The organism is Sorangium sp. So ce204 (genome assembly GCF_051526795.1).
In the GTDB taxonomy this organism is placed as follows: Bacteria; Myxococcota_A; Polyangia; order Polyangiales; family Polyangiaceae; genus Sorangium; species Sorangium cellulosum_B.
In genome coordinates, this window is sequence record NZ_CP150317.1 from 13070714 (window position 1) to 13088983 (window position 18270).

Sequence of the window (18270 nt, forward strand, 5' to 3'; positions counted from 1 at the left end):
TCGCACGGTTGCGGTTCGGCCGCCGAGGGCGCTCAGGCGACGCCGGGCAGCGCGCGCGCGTAGGCCACCATCGCGAGGCCGAGGGGGACGACCCACAACGAGAGCGCGCCGACGCGCCGCCGCTCGGCGAGGGCGCGGAGCGCGGAGGCCGCCGCGGCGGCGCTCACGAAGGCGGCGAGGAGGCCGAGCGCCACCGCGCCCGCGTCTGGCGCCGGGCCGTGGAAAGCGCGCGCCTCGGCGAGCCCCGAGACGAGCAGCGCGGGGAGGCTCAGCGCGAGCGCGAGCTCGACGGCGCGCGCGGGCCGGACGCCGAGCCAGAGCAGCACGACGAGCGCGGCCCCGACCCGCGACGCGCCGGGCAGCGCCGCGATCCCGTGCGCCGCGCCGGCCACGAGCGCCCCGGCGATCGACGGCGCGTCGGTCTCGTCGCGGCCGTCCCGCCGCGGCGCGAGCGCGGTGCTCGCGAGCGCCGCGCCGGTGGCGAGCAGGCCGAGCCCCACCGCGAGCGGCGCGTCCCGCCACGGCGCGACGTACGGACGGAGCGCCGCCGCGACGATCAGGCTCACGGCGGCGCCCAGCGCGAGCCCCGCCGCGTCGCGCGCCGGCGGCGACGCCCTGAAGAGCGACGGCCTCGCGAGCGCCCGGGCGCCCTCGCCGAGCGCGCGGAGGAGGCGCTGCCGCACGGCGAGCGCGAGCGCCGCCGCCGCCGCGAGCGCCTGCGCGGCAAGGACCCACGCGTCGCCGTCGGCCGCGCGGAGCCAGAGCCCGGCCGCCGCGCCATGCCCGGTCGCCGAGATGGGCAGCGCCTGCGCCGCCCCCTGCACGGCCGCGAGCACCGTCACGTCAACGAGCCCCACATCCGAGCGATATCCCAGCTCGGCGCGTCCTGTCGATCCCGAGCAGCAGCGCCGGCGGGGCCAGGGTCTGCCGGCTTGCCGCGGTTCAGCTTTTCACCTACATAACCACCCCTGGATCCGACCCCTCTCGCCTGAAACGAGGGGGGCGAGCCGAGCGAGGTTCCGCCCGATGTTGATGGCCTACGCCAGCGTTGCCGCGTTCTTTCTGGTGGCGATCGGCTTCATGCTCGGCTCTCTGCTGTTCGGGAGGCTGCTGCGCCCGAACAACATGTACGCCGAGAAGGTCGAGACGTACGAGTGCGGCGAAGCGCCTGTCGGGCCCGCGTGGTTCAACTTCAACCCGCGTTTTTACATCATCGCGCTCGTCTACATCATCTTCGACGTCGAGATAGCGTTCATCTACCCGGTCGCGGCCGTGTTCAAGCGCTGGGTGGACCAGGGCAGCGGGCTCTTCGCGCTGATCGAGATCTTCCTCTTCGTTGCCATCCTGATGCTCGGCTTCGCCTATGTCTGGGTGAAGGGCGACTTCAACTGGATCCGCTCCATCAAGGGGGATCCGCGCGGGGCTCAGAACGTGAGCAGCCGGGCTCGACCGCGCGCGCCGCTCGCGGGCGCGGGCGAAGGCGCGCCGGCGGGCCTCCCGGGTCAGGCGGCGGCCGCCGAGGGAGGTGCGGAGTCATGACATCGAACCTGAACCTGATGGCCCCGCCCCGCGGGTGGGAAGCGAAGTACGAGAGCGACGGCGGCGGCGTCATCACGACGAGCGTCGATCAGACAGTCAACTGGCTGCTCAACTGGGGCCGGTCGAACAGCGTCTGGTACATGCTCTTCGGCCTGGCCTGCTGCGCCATCGAGCTCATGCAGACCGGCGGCCCCCGCGGCGATCTCGAGCGCTTCGGGGCCGCGCCGCGGCCGAGCCCCCGGTCGAGCGACCTGTTCATCATCGCGGGGACGCTGACGTACAAGATGGCGACCCGCGTGAAGCGCCTCTATGACCAGATGTCGGAGCCGCGCTTCGTCATCTCGATGGGCAGCTGCTCGAACTGCGGGGGCCTCTTCCAGTACGCCTACTCGGTTTGCAAGGGCGTGGATCAGATCATCCCGGTCGACGTCTACGTGCCCGGCTGCCCCCCGCGCCCCGAGGCGCTGCTCGAAGGGCTCCTCAAGATCCAGGAGAAGATCAAGAGCGAGCGGGCCCTCGGCCGCCGCGGCGCGACGGGCGGCTGAGCCCTCTCCTCTCGACACCTCCCGGGATCTCCCATGTCACCCGAAGCTATCTTCCAGGCGCTCCAGGCGAAGCTCGGCGAAGACGCGGTCTTCGACTTCCACCCCGTGTCCCCGAAGGATCGCGACGCCTGGCTCCAGGTCGCGCCCGCGAAGATCGAGCCCGTGTGCCGGCTCCTGCGCGAGGCGCCGGAGCTCGATTTCGATTACCTGGAGTGCATCACCGGGGTCGACTATCCCGATCTCGAGAAGATCGTCGTCGTCTATCACATCTACTCTTACGCGAAGAAGCACCGGGTCGTCCTGAAGGTGTTCCTCGACCGGGAGAGCCCTGTGGTGTCGACGCTCGTCGACGTGTGGTCGGCGGCGAACTGGCAGGAGCGGGAGTGCTTCGACCTGCTCGGCGTGCGCTTCGAGGGGCACCCGGATCTCCGCCGCCTGCTCCTGCCCGACGACTGGGAGGGGCACCCCCTGCGCAAGGACTGGCAGGAGAAGGCGGAGTACCACGGCATCCCGACGCAGCGGCCGAACCCCGTCGAGCTCTTCAAGATCAAGCTCCCGAAGAAGGACGCGGAGGCGTCATGAGCCAGGTCATCTTCAGCGTCGACCGCGGGGGCGCGGAGCCGGGCGCCGAGATGGAAGACGAGATGACCCTCAACATGGGGCCTCATCACCCGTCGACCCACGGCGTGCTCCGCTTCGTCATCTCGACGGACGGCGAGATCATCCGGAAGGCGGTGCCGGACGTCGGCTACCTGCACCGGAGCATCGAGAAGATCGGCGAGCGCTGCACGTACAGCGGCTTCATGCCGTACACCGATCGCGTCGACTACATCGCGGCGATGTTCGCCAACGAGGCCTGGGCGAGCGCCTGCGAGAAGCTGATGGGCATCGAGGTGCCGAAGCGGGCGCAGTACCTCCGCGTCATCTCCTGCGAGCTCAACCGGATCGGGAGCCACATGATCGCGCTCGGCGCGATGGCGATGGACGTCGGCGCGGTCACGCCCTTCCCGTGGGCGCTGCGAGAGCGGGAGTACATCAACGACTTCATCGAGGAGCTGTGCGGCGCGCGGCTCACCTTCAATTACCACCGCATCGGCGGCGTGTCGTTCGACATGCCGAAGGGGTGGGCCGACAAGGTGAAGCAGTGGCTCGACCGCTTCGAGCCGATCATGGTCGAGTTCGACCGGCTCATCAGCCTGAACGACATCTTCATCAAGCGCCTCGCCAACGTCGCCGTGGTCACGGCCGAGGAGGCGAAGGACTGGGGGCTCGTCGGCCCCAACCTGCGCGCGTCCGGCGTGAAATGGGATCTCCGCAAGGAGGACGCCTATTCGGTCTACCCCGAGCTCGAGTTCGACGTCCCCGTGGGGCGCGGGCGCTACGGGACCGTGGGAGACTGCTGGGACCGGTTCTACGTCCGTGTCGAGGAGTGCCGCGAGTCGGCGAAGATCCTCCGCCAGGCGCTCGACAAGATCGATGAGCACCCGGAGGACGACGTCCTGGGCAAGCTGCCGAAGAAGATGCGGCCCGACGGGGAGGCGTACGCTCGCATCGAGAGCGCCCGCGGCGACATGGGCTGTTACGTCATCGGGCGTGGCGCGGAGGAGGCGTACCGGGCGCGCTTCAGGACAGGGAGCTTCACCGCGATGGCGATGATCGAGGCCAAGAGCCCCGGGCTGTTCCTGGCCGATCTCGTGGCGCTCATCGCGAGCTTCGACGTCGTGGCGCCCGAGATCGACCGGTGAGCGGGCGACGGGGAAGCCTCAGGGCTCCCCGCCGCCGAGCTCGGGGCACTTCTCGCTGAGGGCCTGGCACTCCGGAGGCGGCTCCGCGGAGAGGTCGAGGGTCGATTCACACGTGAGCGACTTGATGAACTCGATCTGAGCGCCCGTGCACGCCTTGTACTCGGCGACCGTGGCGGTACACTCCGCGAACTGGTCCGTGGGGCACATCCCCTCTTCCGAAGGCTCCTCGGGATCGTTCATGCACTCTTCCTTGGCGGTCGCGCAATCGGCGCCGCCGAGCGCGGCTGCGACCAAGCCGGCGAACTCGCACGCGTCCTCCTTCGAGATGTCGCTGGCCGACGCGGCGATCTCGTCGCACACCGCCTGCGATTCCTCGTCCGTCAGGTCGCCCAGCTGCTTGTCGTCGAGGTCGCCCCCGACGTCGCCACCGGTGCCGTCCGTGCCGCCGGTGCCGTCCGTGCCGCCGTTGCCGCCGGTGCCGTCCGTGCCGCCGTTGCCGCCGTTGCCGTCCGTGCCGCCGGTGCCGCTGGTGCTGCCGGAGCCGGAAGGATTGCTCTCCTCGCCATCATCGCCGCACGCAACGAGCGCGAGCCCGACCATCAGCGTTCCAAGAAGCTTCATCCGTGTCATCGAGCGCTCCATCATCGAGAATGTTCACCTGATAATAGTCCGCGCGGCGTCCGAGGGCGGCTCCGTCGAAGGAAGCGAGCGGGTTGAATCGTCGACCGGGAGGCGCGCGGCGCGTGAAGATACTACGACCACGGTCGATTTTTCCTTCCTCGTCAGAAGAAAAAACATCGCCATCCGGCGCGAGCATCGCCGCGCGCCGCCGAGGCGCTCTCCCGGCCGCGCGTCTCGGCGTCCGTCATCCCGCGCGCCCGAGGTGATGAAGTAGGCTAGCTTACTTGTGGCTTGGCATTCGCGCGAACTTGATCAGGGGCGCACGACCTGTGAATTGATGGCGCCCTCGAAGACCCCGAGCCGGGGTCGCACGCGGGGCCCGGCCGATCTCGGCGCGGCCTCGATCGAGAGGCCGCCCTCGGGGGTCACGTTGACGCGGCACTCCGCGCCGACGTCGAGCGTCTGCGAGAGCTCCTCCCAGGCTGCCTCCACGCCCCGCCGGACCTTGTAGTCCAATATCTCGAGCAGGCCGAGACCCAGGACCTCGTAGTACCAATCGGAGTCCGCATCGACCTCGAGGTTGCTCGTGACGATGCTGAGCGCGCCGTCAGCGCACACGAAATCCAGATCGAAGTCGACGTCCACCTCGGGGTCGGGCAGCCATGTGCTGTAGGCCAGATCGAGGTCGACGTGGGCCGTCGTGCACTCGGCTTCGCCCGCCGGGCAGCCGCGGGTGATCTCCACGGCAGGGCCGTACAGGTTGCCCCAGTACAGGTCCTCCCCGTGCAGCGAGTCACCGACCAAGGCCTCGACCCGGCTCACCAGCTCCTCATTGGGGATGCCGAACGCCAGCAGAAACTGGGCGGCGGTGTGATTGTAGCCCGCCCAGGCCGGGTGGGCGCGCAACTCCGCGTGGCTGACGGTGAGCGTCGGGGGTCGAGCACCGGCCCGCCCTCGCCGGGCGGCGGCAAGGGGGGCAGGGCAAACGGCTACTCATGCAAGCTCGAGACCAGCGAGCGTTGCGGCGCCGACGCGCCACGCCTGAACGAGCTTTCGCGGAGCCTCAATCCTCGCTCGCGGGCAGCGGCGGAGGCGGCGGCAGCGCGCGGGGGGGCTCGAGGCGCGTCGGCTCCGCCTTGCAGTCGATGGTGCGGCCATCGCAGCCACAGACGTTCCCGCCCAGATCCTCGTAGACCGCCGGGGAGCGCTCATCGACGTACCTCACGAGGTCGAGCGGCTCGCACGTGAAGGTCGTCGACGCGAGCCGCACCGTCGCGCCGACGTTGTAGATGCCGGCCGCGGCGCTCCGCTCGATCACGCTGTCCCTGACGAGGGCGTCCGCCTGGCCCGTCTCGTTGTTGTAGGCGATGATGCCGTAGCCGTAGCCGTTCCCGCCGTCGAGCGTGCGCCCCAGGGTGTCCGTGATCGTCGTCGCGTCGACGGTCGCGTCCGAGTCGCTGAGGAAGAGGCCGCCGTCCCTGCTCGACTCGATAAGGACGTTGCGCAGGTGCGCGCTCGCGCGCTCGCCGAGGTCGGGCAGCGACTGGACATTGACGCCCCGGCCGACTTCCTCGTTCGACGGCAGCGGCCTCGTGTCGCGCACAACGGTCGAGTCCAGGGTCGCGTCGGCCCCGAAGACGGCGATCCCCATCCCGTAGCTGCCTTCCACCGCGCTGCCGCGCACCTGGGCGCTCGCGCGCCGTCGATCGTGCGCGATCTCGAGCCCCGCGCCGTAGTCCGGCGCGCCGGGGATGATCTCCCGCACGAGGAGGCCATCGATCTCGACGTCGGAGCCGTTGACGACGACCCCTCTCTCTCGGCTCCGCTCGACGAGGACGTGCCGCAGCGCCACGCGGGCGGGGCGGCCGTCGACGCGGCTCGGCTCGGTGTAGAGGCCCACGCCGTGGCCCGGATCACCCTCCGCCGGCGCCAGACCCGTGTCGCGCACGACCGTCGCCTCGATGGTCGCCTCCGCGCCGATCATCGCGATGGCGGCGGTGTGGTTCCGCTCCAGGACGCTTCCCCGGACCGTGAGGGTCCCGGGATCGAAGCCCCGGAGTTGGGTCGCCGCGAGCCCGGTGCCCGGCAGCTCCGCCGCGAGCCAGGTGACGTCGCGGACGACGCTGTCCTCGACGACGCCGTCCGCCCCGGAGAACCGGATACCGAGCCCCCCGACGCGCTCGATAACGACGGATCGCGCCGTCACGCTCGCGCGGCGCTCGAACGACTCGACCTGCATCGCCATCGCATGGCCGTAGAACGGGTGCCCCCGGTCCCCGGTGGCGAGATCGATATCGCGCAGGACCGTGCCCTCCAGCGTCACGGCGGCGTCGGCCACGACCATGCCAGCGCCCGTCGTGTGCTCCACGAGCGCCCCGCGCACGGTCAGGCTCGTTTCGGACTCCAGGCCTGCGGCGAGGAGGCCGACATCGCTGGTGTCGTGGATCCAGACCCGCTCGATCAGGACATCGCGCGCGTTCGCCACGCCGAGGCCCATGCCCTGCCCGCGGACAGCGAGGTCGTGGATCTCCGTGGCGCTCGCGCCCCTGTCGACCTGGACGGCGATCGCCGCGGGCGGCCCGACGATCTCGACGCGCGCGGGGCACCGGCCCCAGAGGCGCACGGGCTGCCCTGAGATCAGCAGCTCTTCGGCATAGCTGCCCTCCGCGATCGCGATCACGGCGCCCTCGGCCGCGCGGTCGATCGCGTCCTGGATCGTCGTCCACGGTCTGGCCTCCGTGCCGTCGCTGTCCGCCCCGGCGTAGGCCGCGTCGACGAACTCGGTCGTCCCATCGATCGGCGCGCCGCCCCACGGCCCCGCCCCGCACGGAGCGACCTCCCGCCACGCCGCCTCGCCGGGGACGGCCATCTGACCTTCCGGGCCCGCCTCCGCCGGCAGGACGGCCACGCAGCCCTGCGCACCATCGGGCGTGAAGCCGCTCCCGCACCGCCCGGGCGGGACCCCCGCCGGCTCGCAGCCCGCGCCGGTCTCCACCGCGCCCGGCGGGCAAGGGAACGCGGGCCCGGCGTCCGTCCCTGCGCCGCCGGCCGGGTCAAGGCGCTGCACGCACGCAGCGAGCAGGGTGATCTGCAGGAGCAAGAGAGAGAGGGCGAGCCGGTCTCGACGCATGGTGCTTCGGTGCCTCGCGGGAACGATACGCGCTCCTCGTCCCCGAGGGGCCCCGGAGATCTGCGTGCGCATGTTGAGCGAAACCTCGCTCACTTGCGCGCGTAGTTGCGCATCGACGGCCGCATCCCGGGGATGCCGCTTGCGCCCTGGCCGGCGCTCCGCCGGTCCCGGGCTGCGGTCGTGAGCTCGGGCTCCGCGGCATGCGCGTTGCTTGAAGGACCGCGAGCCTCGGGGCTGGAGCGGCGCCGGAAGGCACGCTCGCTGTCCGGCTCGACGAACACGGGGTGTCACAGGCGACATGCCGCCTTGGACCTCAAGGACTCTTCGGAGCGCATCCGAGAGGGCGCGCGCGGTCGTTCGCGAATCCTCGCGAGCGACCGCGCGCGTCGATACGTAGTCAACGTCTGTAAGGAGATTGCCATGCTCACCATCCAGAATACCGAGTCGATGTTCGAGACGCAGACGACCGCCGGCGCGACCGACGTCGTCGACACGAAGGCCGGCGTGCAGCGTCTCGAGCTCACCCTCAAGAAGATCAGCGAGAAGAGCAACGAGACGCTCCAGGCCGTCCCGCTGAGCTCCGCCTGTACGAGCGGCTGCTTCTCCTCGGTCAGCTCGATCAGCGTCTCGTCGAACTCGTCCTTCGACGGCCTCGACGAGGGGCAGCTCGAGAGCGTCATCCGCATGCACGACAAGGCGCTCGACGTCATGGGCCAGGACGCCCTCGTCTCGGCCGCGATCGCCAAGGGCGTCGAGCTCGGCGCCGACAAGAAGTGAACCCGTAGGCGCACCCTGGGCGGCCCGGACGCGCGTCGCGCGTCCGGGCTCCCGGGGCGCCGCCTGCCCCGTTCAAGGAGTCGCCGCCATGTCGGAGATCTCGCTCATCGATCGCCTCGCGCCGCTCATCGACGAGCGCTGCGGGATCATCCGCCGTGTCCGGCGTTTCATTTTTCCCCCCGGCTTCGAGGGGCAGATGCACGGCTTCACCGCGTTCCTCGGCAGGCCCCCGGCGCTCCACCCGGGCCCGTCCCGCACGGGCTCGAAGCTCGGGTCGCTCACCGGCTCCGGCACGGCCGTCGACGAGACAACGGCCCAGATCCGGGCCGTCTGCGAGGCCCTCGAGCGTTACTGCGGCGTCATGTACCCGACCGAGGGGGTGCTGCGCGCGACGCCGCGCTCGCTCGGCGATCGCGCGCTCGACCCCGCGCGGCTGCCGCGCTGCTCTGCGCGCGAGCGGGCCCGCGCGCCGTCGGCCTTCCGCCTGCGCGAGCCCGATCCGGATCGCGACGAGCTCTGGGTGCGCGGCTTCTCGCTCACCCACGCGCGCCCGATCTGGGTGCCGCTCACGGCGACGTACATGGGGTTGCCGCTGCCGATCCGCGAGCACGCGCTCTTCCCGCTCTCGACGGGGTTCGCGGCGGGCGCGAGCTTCCGGCAGGCGATCCTCTCCGGCCTGTGCGAGGTGATCGAGCGCGACAGCCTCGCGCTGTTCTGGCTGCACCAGCTCCGGATGCCGCGCATCGCGCCCGGGAGCGCGCGGAGCCCGCTCGTCGCGGCGCTCCTCCGCGGCGCCGAGGCCGCGGGCACGGAGACGGCGCTGCTCGATCTCACGACCGACGTCGGCGTCCCCGTCATCGGCGCCGTGCAGACGTGCGCGCACAGCGCGCCGCACGCGATCGCGATGGCGGCCTGCCGCCCCGACGGCGAGGCCGCGGCGGCGCGCGTCCTCGAAGAGGTGGGGAGCCTGCGGGTGGCGCTGAGCGAGCCCGCTCCGCCGGTCACCCGGGCGTCGTTCTTCACCGAGGCCGATCAGACCCCCGAGTCGTTCGGGCGCCTCTACGCGGGGCCCGATGGCCCGGCGCGGTTCGCGTTCGCCACGCGCGAGGCGCCGGTCGCGGCCGCCTTCCCCCGCCCGATCGAGGGCGACGACCCGCTCGCGGCGATCGTCGCGCGGCTCGCCGCGCTCGGCATGGAGGTGGTCGCCGTCGACGTGACGATGCCCGAGGTCCGCGACTTCGGGATCGTCGTCGTGAAGGTGATCGTGCCCGAGCTCGTGCCCATCAGCTTCACCCACCACGCGCGGTACCTCGCGCACCCTCGCCTGTACGACGCGCCGGAGAGGCTCGGGTACGGCGCTCGCACAGAGGAGTCGATCACCGATGATCCGATCCCGTTCGCCTGAGGAGAGCCCCGCCTCGGAGCGCGCCGCCGGCGCGCCCGCGGTGCACGTCATCCGTGACGGAAAGCTCGGCGCCCGCTGCGCGGAGCTCCTGACCGGCGCGGGGGCGCGGGTCACGACGTCGGCGCTGGGCGCGGGCGCGCCGGAGGCGCCGCCCGGCGCGGTGATCGTCCTCGCGACCGATCGCCCGCGGCCCGCGGCGGCGCTCGCGCTCGACGCGGCGGCGTTCGCGGCAAAGGTCGCCTGGACGTCGGGCACGCTGCTCGCGCACGAGCTCCGGATCGGGCCGTCGATCGTCCCCGGCCGCACGCCGTGCTTCGCCTGCTTCTCGCGGCGCGTGCGCTCGGTCGCGCTGGACCTCGAGGCGCACGACGCCCTCGAGGCGCTCGGGGCCTCGGGCGACCTTGGCCCCTGGTTCCAGGGCGAGCTCGCGGCCGTCACCGAGCAGGCCGCGGCGCTGCTCGCCGCGGAGGCGCTCGCGCTCTTCAAGCAGCGCGGCGCGCCGGAGCCGCCCCGCGCCGGCGCCGCGCGCATGGGGCGCTTCTGGGAGTGCGACGTCACGTCGGGCGCGCTCCGCGCGCGGCGCTTCGCCCGGGTCGGGCTGTGCGGGCGGTGCGCCGCCGGCGAGCACGCGGCGGGGCGCGGGGCGTCGCTCGCGGGGTACTTCGCCGAGAACCCGCTCGCTATCGCCGGATCGTCCGGCGTGGGAGGTGGCCGATGAGCCCGTCCGATGATGCCTACGAGGCCCGCGATCTCAGCCGCTTCGCCGAGCTTTACTGGGAGCTCCGCTGCCCGGAGCGCCCGCGCTTCGTCGAGGATCTCCTCCGCGTGACGCTCCCGGGCGGAGAGCTCCACGTCCTCGGCGGCGAGGCGCAGATCATCCAGGGAGCGTCGCTCCCGTGGGTGATGGAGAACCTCGTGCCGCTGCTCGACGGGACGCGCACCGTCGGCGACGTCGAGGCCGCGTTTCCGGGCGTCGTCGCCTCCGACCTGCGGGACGCGATCCACCTGATGCACATGCACGGCATGCTCGAGGAGGGCGAGGGCGCCGCGGCCGACGAGGCCGAGGAGCCGCGCCGGGCGCAGCGCGCGTTCTTCAGCAGGTACCTCCGGCGGACCGGGCGCAACCGCAGCCGGGGGGAAGCGCAGCGGGCGCTCGAAGGCGCGCGCGTGCGCGCGCTGGGGGGGGACGGCGACGCGGAGCTCGCGGGGATGCTCGTGACGATGCTCCGCGAGGCGGGCGTCGCCGACGTCCGCCTCGCCGCGAGCGCCGGGGAGCTCGCGCAGGGCGAGGTCGACTTGGCCGTGGTGATCGGCGACCAGGAGGCGCTCGAGGCGGCGGCGCGCGCGTGCATCGCGGCGCGCGTCCCGATGCTCGCGGCGAACCCCGGCGCGTGGACGATCGGGCCGCTCACGATCCCCGGGGCGTCCGCGTGCCCGGCGTGCGTCCGGCTCCAGATCGGCGCCGCCGCGGCGGATCCGGCGCTCGACGACGGCGCTCTTCGCGCGCTCTTTGGGCGCGCGCTCGTGAGCCGGGTCGCGCAGCACGTGATCTTCCACGCGAGCGGGCTGCTCGCGGTGGCCCCGCTGGAGCACGTCGAGGTGTGGCGGCCCGGCGCCGGCGAGACGGCGCTCCACCCCTTCATGACCAGGCTGCCCAGCTGCCCGCTCTGCGGCGGCGACGCGCCGCCGCGGACGGCGACGCTCCCGTCCGGCCACGCGGAGAGCCTCGCGCGGATGTTCCACAACACGACGGTCGTCCAGCCGTGGCACATCGGCCAGCACGCGGGGATGCAGGCGCACATCAGCCCGGAGGTACGGAAGCTGCAAAGCACGCCGGCCGCGCCGTCGCCGCGGCGGCCTCCGGAGGGCGCCGGCGCGACGAACGCCGCGCCGCTCGCCGCGCCGCTCGGCGCAGCGTTCGGCGCGCCGGTCGGGGCCGCGCTGTCGCGCCGGCGCGACGCGACGGGGACGCTCGACGCGGGCGCGCTCGGCGCGCTGCTCGAGCTGAGCTTCGGCGGGCGCGTCGAGCGCCGCGCCGAGGGCGAGGCGCACGTGCGTCGCACCACCGCGTCGGCCGGGAACCTCGGCTCGGCGGAGGCGTACGTCGCCGCGGCGCGGGTCCCCGGGCTCGCGGCGGGCGTCCACCGGTTCGAGCTCGCCGCGCGCGCGCTCACGCCGCTCCGCGCCGGCGTGGCCGCGGGCGCCCTCGCGCGCGCCGTGCTCGCGGGCGGGAGCGCCGAGCACGCCGCGGCCGTGGAGCGCGCGGGCGCCGTGATCGTCGTCGTCGGCTCGGTCGCGCGGGCGTGCTCCAAGTACTACGCGCGCGGGTACACCTACGCGCTGCTCGACGCCGGGTTGATGGCGCACCGCGTGGAGCTCCTCGCCCAGGAGCTCGGCCTCGAGGCGACGACGATCTGGACGTTCGACGACGAGGTCGTCGCGCGCGTCGTCGGCGTCGATGGCATCGATCTCGCACCGCATCTCCTCATCGCGCTCAGGGGCGCAGCCACGGAGGCCCGCGATGTCTCTCGCTGATCACAGGATCTCGTCCACGCTCGCCGCGGCGACCCAGCCCCTGCGGGGGGTCGCCGAGCTCGTCGTCGCGAGCCGCTACCCCGAGGCGCGGCCGTCGCCGGAGCCCGCGCTCCCCGCGCCGTCGCCGCTGCCCGGGGACGCGGAGCGCGCCCTCTCGCTGCCCGCGCCGCGCGCGCTCGAGCCGGTCCAGCGCTCGCTCGCGTCGGTCATCGTCGCGCGGCGGAGCGGGAGGCTCTCGGCGGGGGCGATCGACGCGGCGACGCTCGGGACGCTGCTCGCGGCCGCCGCGGCGCGGCCGGCAGGGCTCGCGGACGCGACGCTCGATCCGCTGCTGTTTCCGGTGGTCTTCGACGTCGACGGTGTCCCGCCCGGCGCGCACCGGTACGACCGCGGCGAGCACCGCCTCGCGCCGATCGGCCCGGCGTCGCGCGCGCGGATGGCCGAGACAGCGATCCTGCAGCGCGAGCACGCCATGGGCGCGGCGGTGCTCTTCCTGGTGGTCCCGATCGGGCGGTGGCTCGTGGCGTTCGGCGATCGCGGCTACCGGGGCGCGGCGTTCGCGGCGGGGTGGCTCACCGACCGCCTTTACCTCGTCGCGGAGACGCTCGGGCTCACCTACACGGCGACCGGCGGCTTCGCCCCCGCGGTCGTCGACGAGGTCCTCGGGCTCGACGGCCGCGATCATACGGCGTTCTTCGCGTTCGCCGTCGGAGGGCACCGCCAGCCGACCTCCCGAGAGGCGCCTCGCGGAGGGCAGCCGCGATGAGCCGCGGGCTCCAGATCGCGCCGTGGGGCGCGCTGCGCATCGCGGGGATGCCGGCGGACGCGCTCGCCGGGCTCCGCCTTCGCGAGAGCCCCGCGGTCGAGCGCGAGCTCGCCGTGGCCGAGCTCGCGCTCGCGGCCGCGCGGGAGGACGCGGCGGCGCGCATGTTCGACGTCGTGCGCGGGTGCGAGGACGAGGCGCTGCGCCGCGCGGCGCTCGAGGTGAAGCGGCGGCTGTTCAACGGGAAGGCCGTGGCGGCCGGCGCGCTCGAGGGCGCGAGGACCGCGCCGCCGGAGGGGGCGCGCGCCGCGCTCGCGCTCGTCGACGCGCGCGCGGCCCGGTGCGCCGCGCTGGAGGAGCGCTACGAGGCGACGTTCGCCGCGGAGTGGATCGCCGCGTCGGAGCGCTTCCGGCAGGCGCTCGGGAGCTCGCGCCTGCTCGGGGGGATCCTGCTCTCGAGCGCCGACCATCATACCACGGCGCAGAAGCTCGCGGAGATCCCGAGCGGCGCGCCGCTCACCTCGGCGCAGCAGATCCGCGAGGCCACGATCGCGCGTTACGTCTTCCGCGCGACGGCGCGGACGACGCCGTTCGCGGGGTTCGCGGGCGTCGCGCTGGTCGACCTCTCCGCGTTGCCCGAAGGCGTCGGCAGCGCGCCGCGCACGCCGCGCACGCCGCGCACGCCCGAAGAGGCGCGGTGGCGCAGCCTCCCGCAGCTCGCGCTCGCGCACGCCGGGGAGCTCGTCGCGCGCGCGATGTCTTCTTCTTCCCCGGCTTCCCCGGCGGCTCACGCCCACGCCCGCGCGCGCCTGCCGCTCCGGATGAACCCGCTCCGGCGCTTCGCGGCGGGCGCCGCGCCGTCGGTCGTTTTCTCGCGCGCCCGGTCGGGCGAGCTGATGTCGCTCGGATGGACCCCCGCCGTCGCCCGCCTCGTCGAGGGCGCCGAGGGGCGCACGCTCGAGGACGCCGCCCGGGCGCTCGCGTCGGACGACGCCGACGAGCGCGCGTGCCGCGACGTGCTCGAGCAGCTCATCGAGGCCGGCATGCTCGAGCCGGTGAGCGTCCCGGTGGGGCCGACCCCTGCGGCGCTGCGCGCCGCGGCGGACGCCCTGGGCGAGATCGGGTGCGCGGGCGCGCCGGACGAGCTCCGCTCGGTCGCGCGGCGCCTCGAGGACTACGCGACCGCCGGCGTCGAGGCGCGCGCGCGCCTCGACGCCGAGCTCGGCCGCGGCCCTGGGCGCTCGGCCGTGCTCGAGGATGTCATGGTGGACGGCGACTTCGGCGCGGAGCTCCCTGTCCCGCGCGGGGCGCTCGTCGAGGCGCTCGAGCCGGTCGTGCGCTTCGTGCGCGCGAGCGCCTGCGGGGCCGCGCACCGCCGGCTCTGCGCGGCGTTCGTCGAGCGGTTCGGTCGTGACGGCGTGTGCGACGACGTCGGCGGCTTCGTGACCGAGATCCTCGAGGACCCGCGGCGCGTCGCGCTCATCCGCGGCGCGTCCGAGCCGATCCGCTGGATCGACGCGGAGCTCGGCCGCGTCGCCGCCGCGGCGACGGGCGACGTCGTGCGCCTCGATCCAGGCCTCTTCGAGGCGCTCGCCGCCCCGGACGCGCCGTCGTCGATGGCGCTCTTCCTCCAGATCGCGCCTCCCTGCCCGCGCGACGGCGGAGCGCCGCGCGTCGTGCTCAACGGCGCGCAGGCCGGGCGCGCGAAGTACCTGTCGCGCTACCTCGCGGACGCCGAGGGGCGCGCCCCCGAGGCCCTCGAGGCGATCCGCCGCCGCCTGGCGCAGGAGGACGGTCCGCTGCCCGTCGAGCTCTCGCCCACGCTCGGCCTCAACTTCCAGGTGCACCCGCGCCTCACGGCGTGGGCGCTCGAGCTCCCGTGGGAGCCGAGCGCGCCGGGCGACAAGGTCCTGCCGCTCCGCGATCTCTCCCTCCGCTTCGACGCGGCGGCGGTCGAGCTCCGGCTGCGATCGCGGCGCCTCGGCCGCGAGATCGAGCCGATCCACCTCGGCTTCCTGCGGGACGCCGCGCTCCCCGATCCGCACTTCCTGCTCCGCGCGCTCTCGCCGCGGCTCCGCGACGACACGGTGGCGGAGCGGGCGGACCTCTACAACGTGCTCGATCGCCTCGATCTGGCCCGGGGCGTCGCGCTGGCCCCGCGGCGCCCGCGCCTCACGGTCGGTCGCGTCGTCGTGGAGCGCGCGCGGTGGGCGATCCCGGTGAGCGCGATCCCGCGCAAGGAGCCGAAGCAGCCGTACGCGTCGTACTTCCGCGCGATCGCGCGCCTGCGGCGCGAGCTCGATCTCCCGAGCCGCGGGTTCGCCCGGTACGTCGGGCGGGAGGTGGCCGGCCACGGCTTCACCGAGACGAACATGTACGTCGACTGGGAGAGCCTGTTCACGCTGATCGGGCTGGCTCGCCTGCTCGGCGGTCCCGGCGGCGGGACGAGCGGGTACCTCGTCTTCACCGAGCTCCTGCCGGAGCCCGAGGCGTCGTGGCTGCGCCTCGACGGGAGGCCGCACGCGGCGGAGCTGCTCGTCGAGATCGACGGCGAGAGGAGCGCGCGATGAGCTGGATCTACCGGAAGCTGTTCCACGATCGGGGCCTCGAGGGCGAGGGGACCGACGCGCTCCTCCTCGGGCTCATCGATCCGCTCGTGTCCGAGCTCGAGCAGCGCGGCGCGATCGATCGCTTCTTCTTCCTCCGGTACGCCGAGGGAGGCGACCACCTGCGGCTGCGCGTGCGTGTGGCGCCCGGGCGCGACCCCGTCGACGTGGCGGCGCGCGTGGACGCCGCGGCGGCGCGCTGCGCCGCCGTGTCGCGCGCGGAGGCCGCCGTTTACGAGCCGGAGCTCGAGAAGCACGGAGGGCCCGCGGGGATGGAGATCGCGGAGCGGCAGTTCTTCGCGTCGAGCAGGTTCGCGCTCGGCTGCATCCGGAAGACGGCGGGGCGACCGCGGGCGCGCGCCCTCGTCGCGGCCTGCGCGCTCGACGCGCTGCTCGCGCGCGCGGGCGTCGCGGGCGACGCGCGGCGGTCGTTCCTCGCGGGGTACGCGCGGCACTGGCGCACGTTCGCCCGCGCGATCTCGGGCATGGAGCTCGTCTGCGCGGCGCCGGACGCCGAGTCGGTCGCGCTCGTGCGCGCGCTCGTGCGGGGAGAGGGGCTCGCCGCGCTCGGCGAGCTCGTCGACGGCGAGCGCGCGCTCCTCACCGCGTTCGACGCGGATCTGCCCGAGCTCGTCGAGGCGTCGCGGCGCGGAGCGCTCGGTGTGCCGCTGGCGACGGTCCTGACCAACCTCGCCCACACGTTCCATAACCGCCTCGGGCTCACGCTCGCCTTCGAGGTGTGGGTGGCCGACGCGCTCGCCGAGGCGGACGCGCTCGCCGAGGCGGGCGCCCCGCACGAGCCGCCGCGGGCTCGCCCGCCGGGCGTCTCGCCGGGCGAGGCGTGGCGGCGCCTCGCCCGCGCGGCCGAGCAGCGCCGGCCCGTCACCGCGCTCCTCGACCCCTGCGACGGCGCCGCGCTCGATGCGCTCCGCGACGCGGCCCGCCGCGACGACCTCCGGTTCCTCTTGCCCGCCGCGCCCGAAGGCGGGATGTCCGCGCCCTTCGCGCTGCTGCGCGCCCTCGCGGACGCCCACCCGGCGGGCGGCGCGCTCCTCGCTGCCCTCGGCCGCATCGAGGCCGCGCACGACGCGCCGGAGTGCCCGCTGCCGCCCGACCCGGCTTCCGTGGCCGGGGCGCTCCGCGCCTTCCTCGCGGAGCACACGCTCGAGCCCACGGTGCTCGTCCTCCGCGACGTCGATGGCGCCGACGCCGACACGCAGCACGCCGTCGCGTTCCTCGTGCGCGCCCTGGAGACGGAGCCGCTCGCCCTCGTCGTCACCGCGAGCGGGCGCCCGAGCCCCGGGTGGGCCGCGATCGTGGCCGAGATCGAAGAGGGGCCGGGGCTCCTCCGCGTCGCGACCGCGCCCGAAGGCGGAGCGGCCGCCCCCGCGGCGACGCCGGCGCCCGCGACGGTCGCGCGGGGTGAAGCGTTCTGCCGCGCCGGCGCGCTGCACGAGGCTGCCGCGATCCTCGGCGACGCCCTGGCGTCGCCCGGCCTCTCTCCCGAGGCGCGGGCCGACGCGCTCGTTGCGCTCGCGAGGACGATGCTCCGCATGTCGCGCCCCGCCCTCGCGCGGCAGGCGGCGGAGGCGGCGCTCCGCCTCGGCCTCCCGGAGCGCCGCCGCGCGCTCGCGCGGCGCGTCCTCCTCGCCGCGCTCCACAACCTGGGCGAGACCGCCGCGCTCGACGCGCTCCGGGACGACGTCGCTCAGCGGCGCTTCGCGCCCGGCGCGTCCGCCGCGGAGCGCTGCTGGGCGGAGCTCGACGCCGCGCTCGCGTGCGCGACCGGCGAGCGCCGCGCCGAGCACGAGGCGCGGCTCGACGCCCTGCTCGCCGCGCCGCGCGGCGACGCGCCGCCGCAGTGCCTCGCCGCCGCGCACGCGTGGCGCGGCGCCGCGCACGCGGCCAGCGGCGAGCACGAGCGCGGCCTCGCGCACCAGCGCCGGGCGCTCGCCTTGGCCGAGGAGCTCGCCGATTTCCGCCGCGCCCTCATGGTGCGCGTGCGCCTCGCGAGCAGCGTCGCGGCCGCTGGCGAGCTCGCCGAGGCGGCGGCGCTCTTCGAGATCGCGGCCTGTCACGCGGCGTGGATCGGCCTCTTCGACCTCGCGTCGCTCGCCGCGCAGAACGCGATCTCGCTCGGCCTCGCGCGCCGCGACGCGGCCCCGGTCCGCGCGTGGCTCGACGGCGCCCGGCCCGCGCGCGCCCGGGTGTGGCGCTCGCCCTACGGCGAGCTCGCCGTGCTCTACGCGCGGGCCGAGTCGGCCCTCGCGCGGGGGGAGGTCGGGGCGGCGGGGGCGCACCTCGATCGGCTGCGCGCGCGCCTCACCGCGCTCGGGGGGGCCGCCCCGCGGAGCGCGCCCCTGCTCGCGCTCGCCGCGGCGCACCTCGAGGCCGACGTCGCCGCCGTCGCGGGGGACGACGCCGGCAGGGCGGCCGCGCTCGCGCGCGCCGCGGAGCTCGCCCCGGGCGTGCCGCCGGAGGAGCGGCGGCTCGTCACGGCCATCGCCCGCGCGCGGCGCGACGCCTGCCGCCGCGACAGGCCGGTGGTCCTCGGTTTGCAAAGCACTTGAACGAGAACGAGCTCGAGCCGCGCCCGCCACGGGC

At 74.5% G+C, this 18270-nt stretch carries 15 protein-coding genes; 11 read left to right on the plus strand and 4 right to left on the minus strand.

What is annotated here, in order from left to right; all coding sequences use genetic code 11:
• Positions 1–32: 32 nt before the first annotated feature.
• Positions 33–857, minus strand: coding sequence for an undecaprenyl-diphosphate phosphatase (locus WMF22_RS49530; RefSeq protein ID WP_438034279.1), 825 nt, complete (start codon positions 855–857; stop codon positions 33–35).
• A 169-nt stretch (positions 858–1026) separates the two neighbouring features.
• Between WMF22_RS49530 and WMF22_RS49535 the strand changes: the two genes are divergently transcribed.
• From WMF22_RS49535 to WMF22_RS49550, 4 genes are read left to right on the plus strand one after another with little or no spacing between them, the layout of a single operon-like run.
• A complete protein-coding gene (locus tag WMF22_RS49535) occupies positions 1027–1539 on the plus strand; it encodes an NADH-quinone oxidoreductase subunit A (protein WP_012241669.1) in 513 nt (170 codons plus the stop codon).
• A complete protein-coding gene (gene nuoB / locus WMF22_RS49540; RefSeq protein ID WP_012241670.1) occupies positions 1536–2084 on the plus strand; it encodes an NADH-quinone oxidoreductase subunit NuoB in 549 nt (182 codons plus the stop codon). Before WMF22_RS49535 ends, nuoB begins: the two co-directional genes overlap by 4 nt.
• Before the next feature lie 33 nt (positions 2085–2117).
• Positions 2118–2666 carry an NADH-quinone oxidoreductase subunit C gene (locus WMF22_RS49545; RefSeq protein WP_437296812.1) on the plus strand — a complete coding sequence of 183 codons (549 nt, stop codon included), beginning with the start codon at positions 2118–2120 and terminating at the stop codon, positions 2664–2666.
• Positions 2663–3829, plus strand: a complete 1167-nt coding sequence (locus tag WMF22_RS49550) for an NADH-quinone oxidoreductase subunit D (RefSeq protein WP_437296813.1) — start codon at positions 2663–2665, stop codon at positions 3827–3829. The genes WMF22_RS49545 and WMF22_RS49550 overlap by 4 nt, the downstream gene beginning before the upstream one ends.
• A gap of 18 nt (positions 3830–3847) precedes the next feature.
• Here WMF22_RS49550 and WMF22_RS49555 read toward each other — a convergent pair whose 3' ends face one another.
• The 3 genes from WMF22_RS49555 to WMF22_RS49565 all read right to left on the minus strand — a co-directional run bounded on the left by WMF22_RS49555 (position 3848) and on the right by WMF22_RS49565 (position 7580).
• The gene (locus tag WMF22_RS49555; protein ID WP_437296814.1) at positions 3848–4459 is read right to left on the minus strand and encodes a hypothetical protein; all 612 of its coding nucleotides are present in this window, start codon (positions 4457–4459) and stop codon (positions 3848–3850) included.
• Between the two features lie 303 nt (positions 4460–4762).
• A complete protein-coding gene (locus tag WMF22_RS49560) occupies positions 4763–5272 on the minus strand; it encodes a hypothetical protein (RefSeq protein WP_437296815.1) in 510 nt (169 codons plus the stop codon).
• A 241-nt stretch (positions 5273–5513) separates the two neighbouring features.
• Complete coding sequence (locus WMF22_RS49565; protein ID WP_438034280.1) at positions 5514–7580, minus strand: hypothetical protein; 2067 nt, start codon at positions 7578–7580, stop codon at positions 5514–5516.
• Between the two features lie 420 nt (positions 7581–8000).
• On the opposite strand from WMF22_RS49565, the gene WMF22_RS49570 reads away from it, so the two are divergent.
• The 7 genes from WMF22_RS49570 (at position 8001) to WMF22_RS49600 (ending at position 18236) form a co-directional block, all read left to right on the plus strand.
• On the plus strand, positions 8001–8357 hold the full coding sequence (locus WMF22_RS49570) for a hypothetical protein (protein ID WP_437296817.1): 357 nt from the start codon (positions 8001–8003) through the stop codon (positions 8355–8357).
• Between the two features lie 88 nt (positions 8358–8445).
• On the plus strand, positions 8446–9762 hold the full coding sequence (locus tag WMF22_RS49575) for a YcaO-like family protein (RefSeq protein WP_438034281.1): 1317 nt from the start codon (positions 8446–8448) through the stop codon (positions 9760–9762).
• The gene (locus WMF22_RS49580) at positions 9740–10480 is read left to right on the plus strand and encodes a hypothetical protein (protein ID WP_438034282.1); all 741 of its coding nucleotides are present in this window, start codon (positions 9740–9742) and stop codon (positions 10478–10480) included. The genes WMF22_RS49575 and WMF22_RS49580 overlap by 23 nt, the downstream gene beginning before the upstream one ends.
• The gene (locus tag WMF22_RS49585; protein WP_438034283.1) at positions 10477–12297 is read left to right on the plus strand and encodes a SagB family peptide dehydrogenase; all 1821 of its coding nucleotides are present in this window, start codon (positions 10477–10479) and stop codon (positions 12295–12297) included. Before WMF22_RS49580 ends, WMF22_RS49585 begins: the two co-directional genes overlap by 4 nt.
• The gene (locus WMF22_RS49590; RefSeq protein WP_437296821.1) at positions 12284–13063 is read left to right on the plus strand and encodes a nitroreductase family protein; all 780 of its coding nucleotides are present in this window, start codon (positions 12284–12286) and stop codon (positions 13061–13063) included. The genes WMF22_RS49585 and WMF22_RS49590 overlap by 14 nt, the downstream gene beginning before the upstream one ends.
• Complete coding sequence (locus WMF22_RS49595) at positions 13060–15630, plus strand: lantibiotic dehydratase (protein ID WP_438034284.1); 2571 nt, start codon at positions 13060–13062, stop codon at positions 15628–15630. The genes WMF22_RS49590 and WMF22_RS49595 overlap by 4 nt, the downstream gene beginning before the upstream one ends.
• Positions 15627–18236 (plus strand): thiopeptide-type bacteriocin biosynthesis protein, encoded by a 2610-nt coding sequence (locus WMF22_RS49600; protein ID WP_438034285.1) that lies wholly within the window; start codon positions 15627–15629, stop codon positions 18234–18236. The genes WMF22_RS49595 and WMF22_RS49600 overlap by 4 nt, the downstream gene beginning before the upstream one ends.
• Positions 18237–18270: the final 34 nt, after the last annotated feature.

What these genes read in the sequence shown, in the direction of transcription:
- WMF22_RS49535 (WP_012241669.1), top strand. Translation starts at nt 1,027, where the DNA reads ATGTTGATGGCCTACGCCAGCGTTGCCGCGTTCTTTCTGGTGGCGATC.
- nuoB (WP_012241670.1), top strand. Translation starts at nt 1,536, where the DNA reads ATGACATCGAACCTGAACCTGATGGCCCCGCCCCGCGGGTGGGAAGCG.
- WMF22_RS49545 (WP_437296812.1), top strand. Translation starts at nt 2,118, where the DNA reads ATGTCACCCGAAGCTATCTTCCAGGCGCTCCAGGCGAAGCTCGGCGAA.
- WMF22_RS49550 (WP_437296813.1), top strand. Translation starts at nt 2,663, where the DNA reads ATGAGCCAGGTCATCTTCAGCGTCGACCGCGGGGGCGCGGAGCCGGGC.
- WMF22_RS49555 (WP_437296814.1), bottom strand. Translation starts at nt 4,459, where the DNA reads ATGACACGGATGAAGCTTCTTGGAACGCTGATGGTCGGGCTCGCGCTC.
- WMF22_RS49565 (WP_438034280.1), bottom strand. Translation starts at nt 7,580, where the DNA reads ATGCGTCGAGACCGGCTCGCCCTCTCTCTCTTGCTCCTGCAGATCACC.
- WMF22_RS49570 (WP_437296817.1), top strand. Translation starts at nt 8,001, where the DNA reads ATGCTCACCATCCAGAATACCGAGTCGATGTTCGAGACGCAGACGACC.
- WMF22_RS49575 (WP_438034281.1), top strand. Translation starts at nt 8,446, where the DNA reads ATGTCGGAGATCTCGCTCATCGATCGCCTCGCGCCGCTCATCGACGAG.
- WMF22_RS49580 (WP_438034282.1), top strand. Translation starts at nt 9,740, where the DNA reads ATGATCCGATCCCGTTCGCCTGAGGAGAGCCCCGCCTCGGAGCGCGCC.
- WMF22_RS49585 (WP_438034283.1), top strand. Translation starts at nt 10,477, where the DNA reads ATGAGCCCGTCCGATGATGCCTACGAGGCCCGCGATCTCAGCCGCTTC.
- WMF22_RS49590 (WP_437296821.1), top strand. Translation starts at nt 12,284, where the DNA reads ATGTCTCTCGCTGATCACAGGATCTCGTCCACGCTCGCCGCGGCGACC.
- WMF22_RS49595 (WP_438034284.1), top strand. Translation starts at nt 13,060, where the DNA reads ATGAGCCGCGGGCTCCAGATCGCGCCGTGGGGCGCGCTGCGCATCGCG.
- WMF22_RS49600 (WP_438034285.1), top strand. Translation starts at nt 15,627, where the DNA reads ATGAGCTGGATCTACCGGAAGCTGTTCCACGATCGGGGCCTCGAGGGC.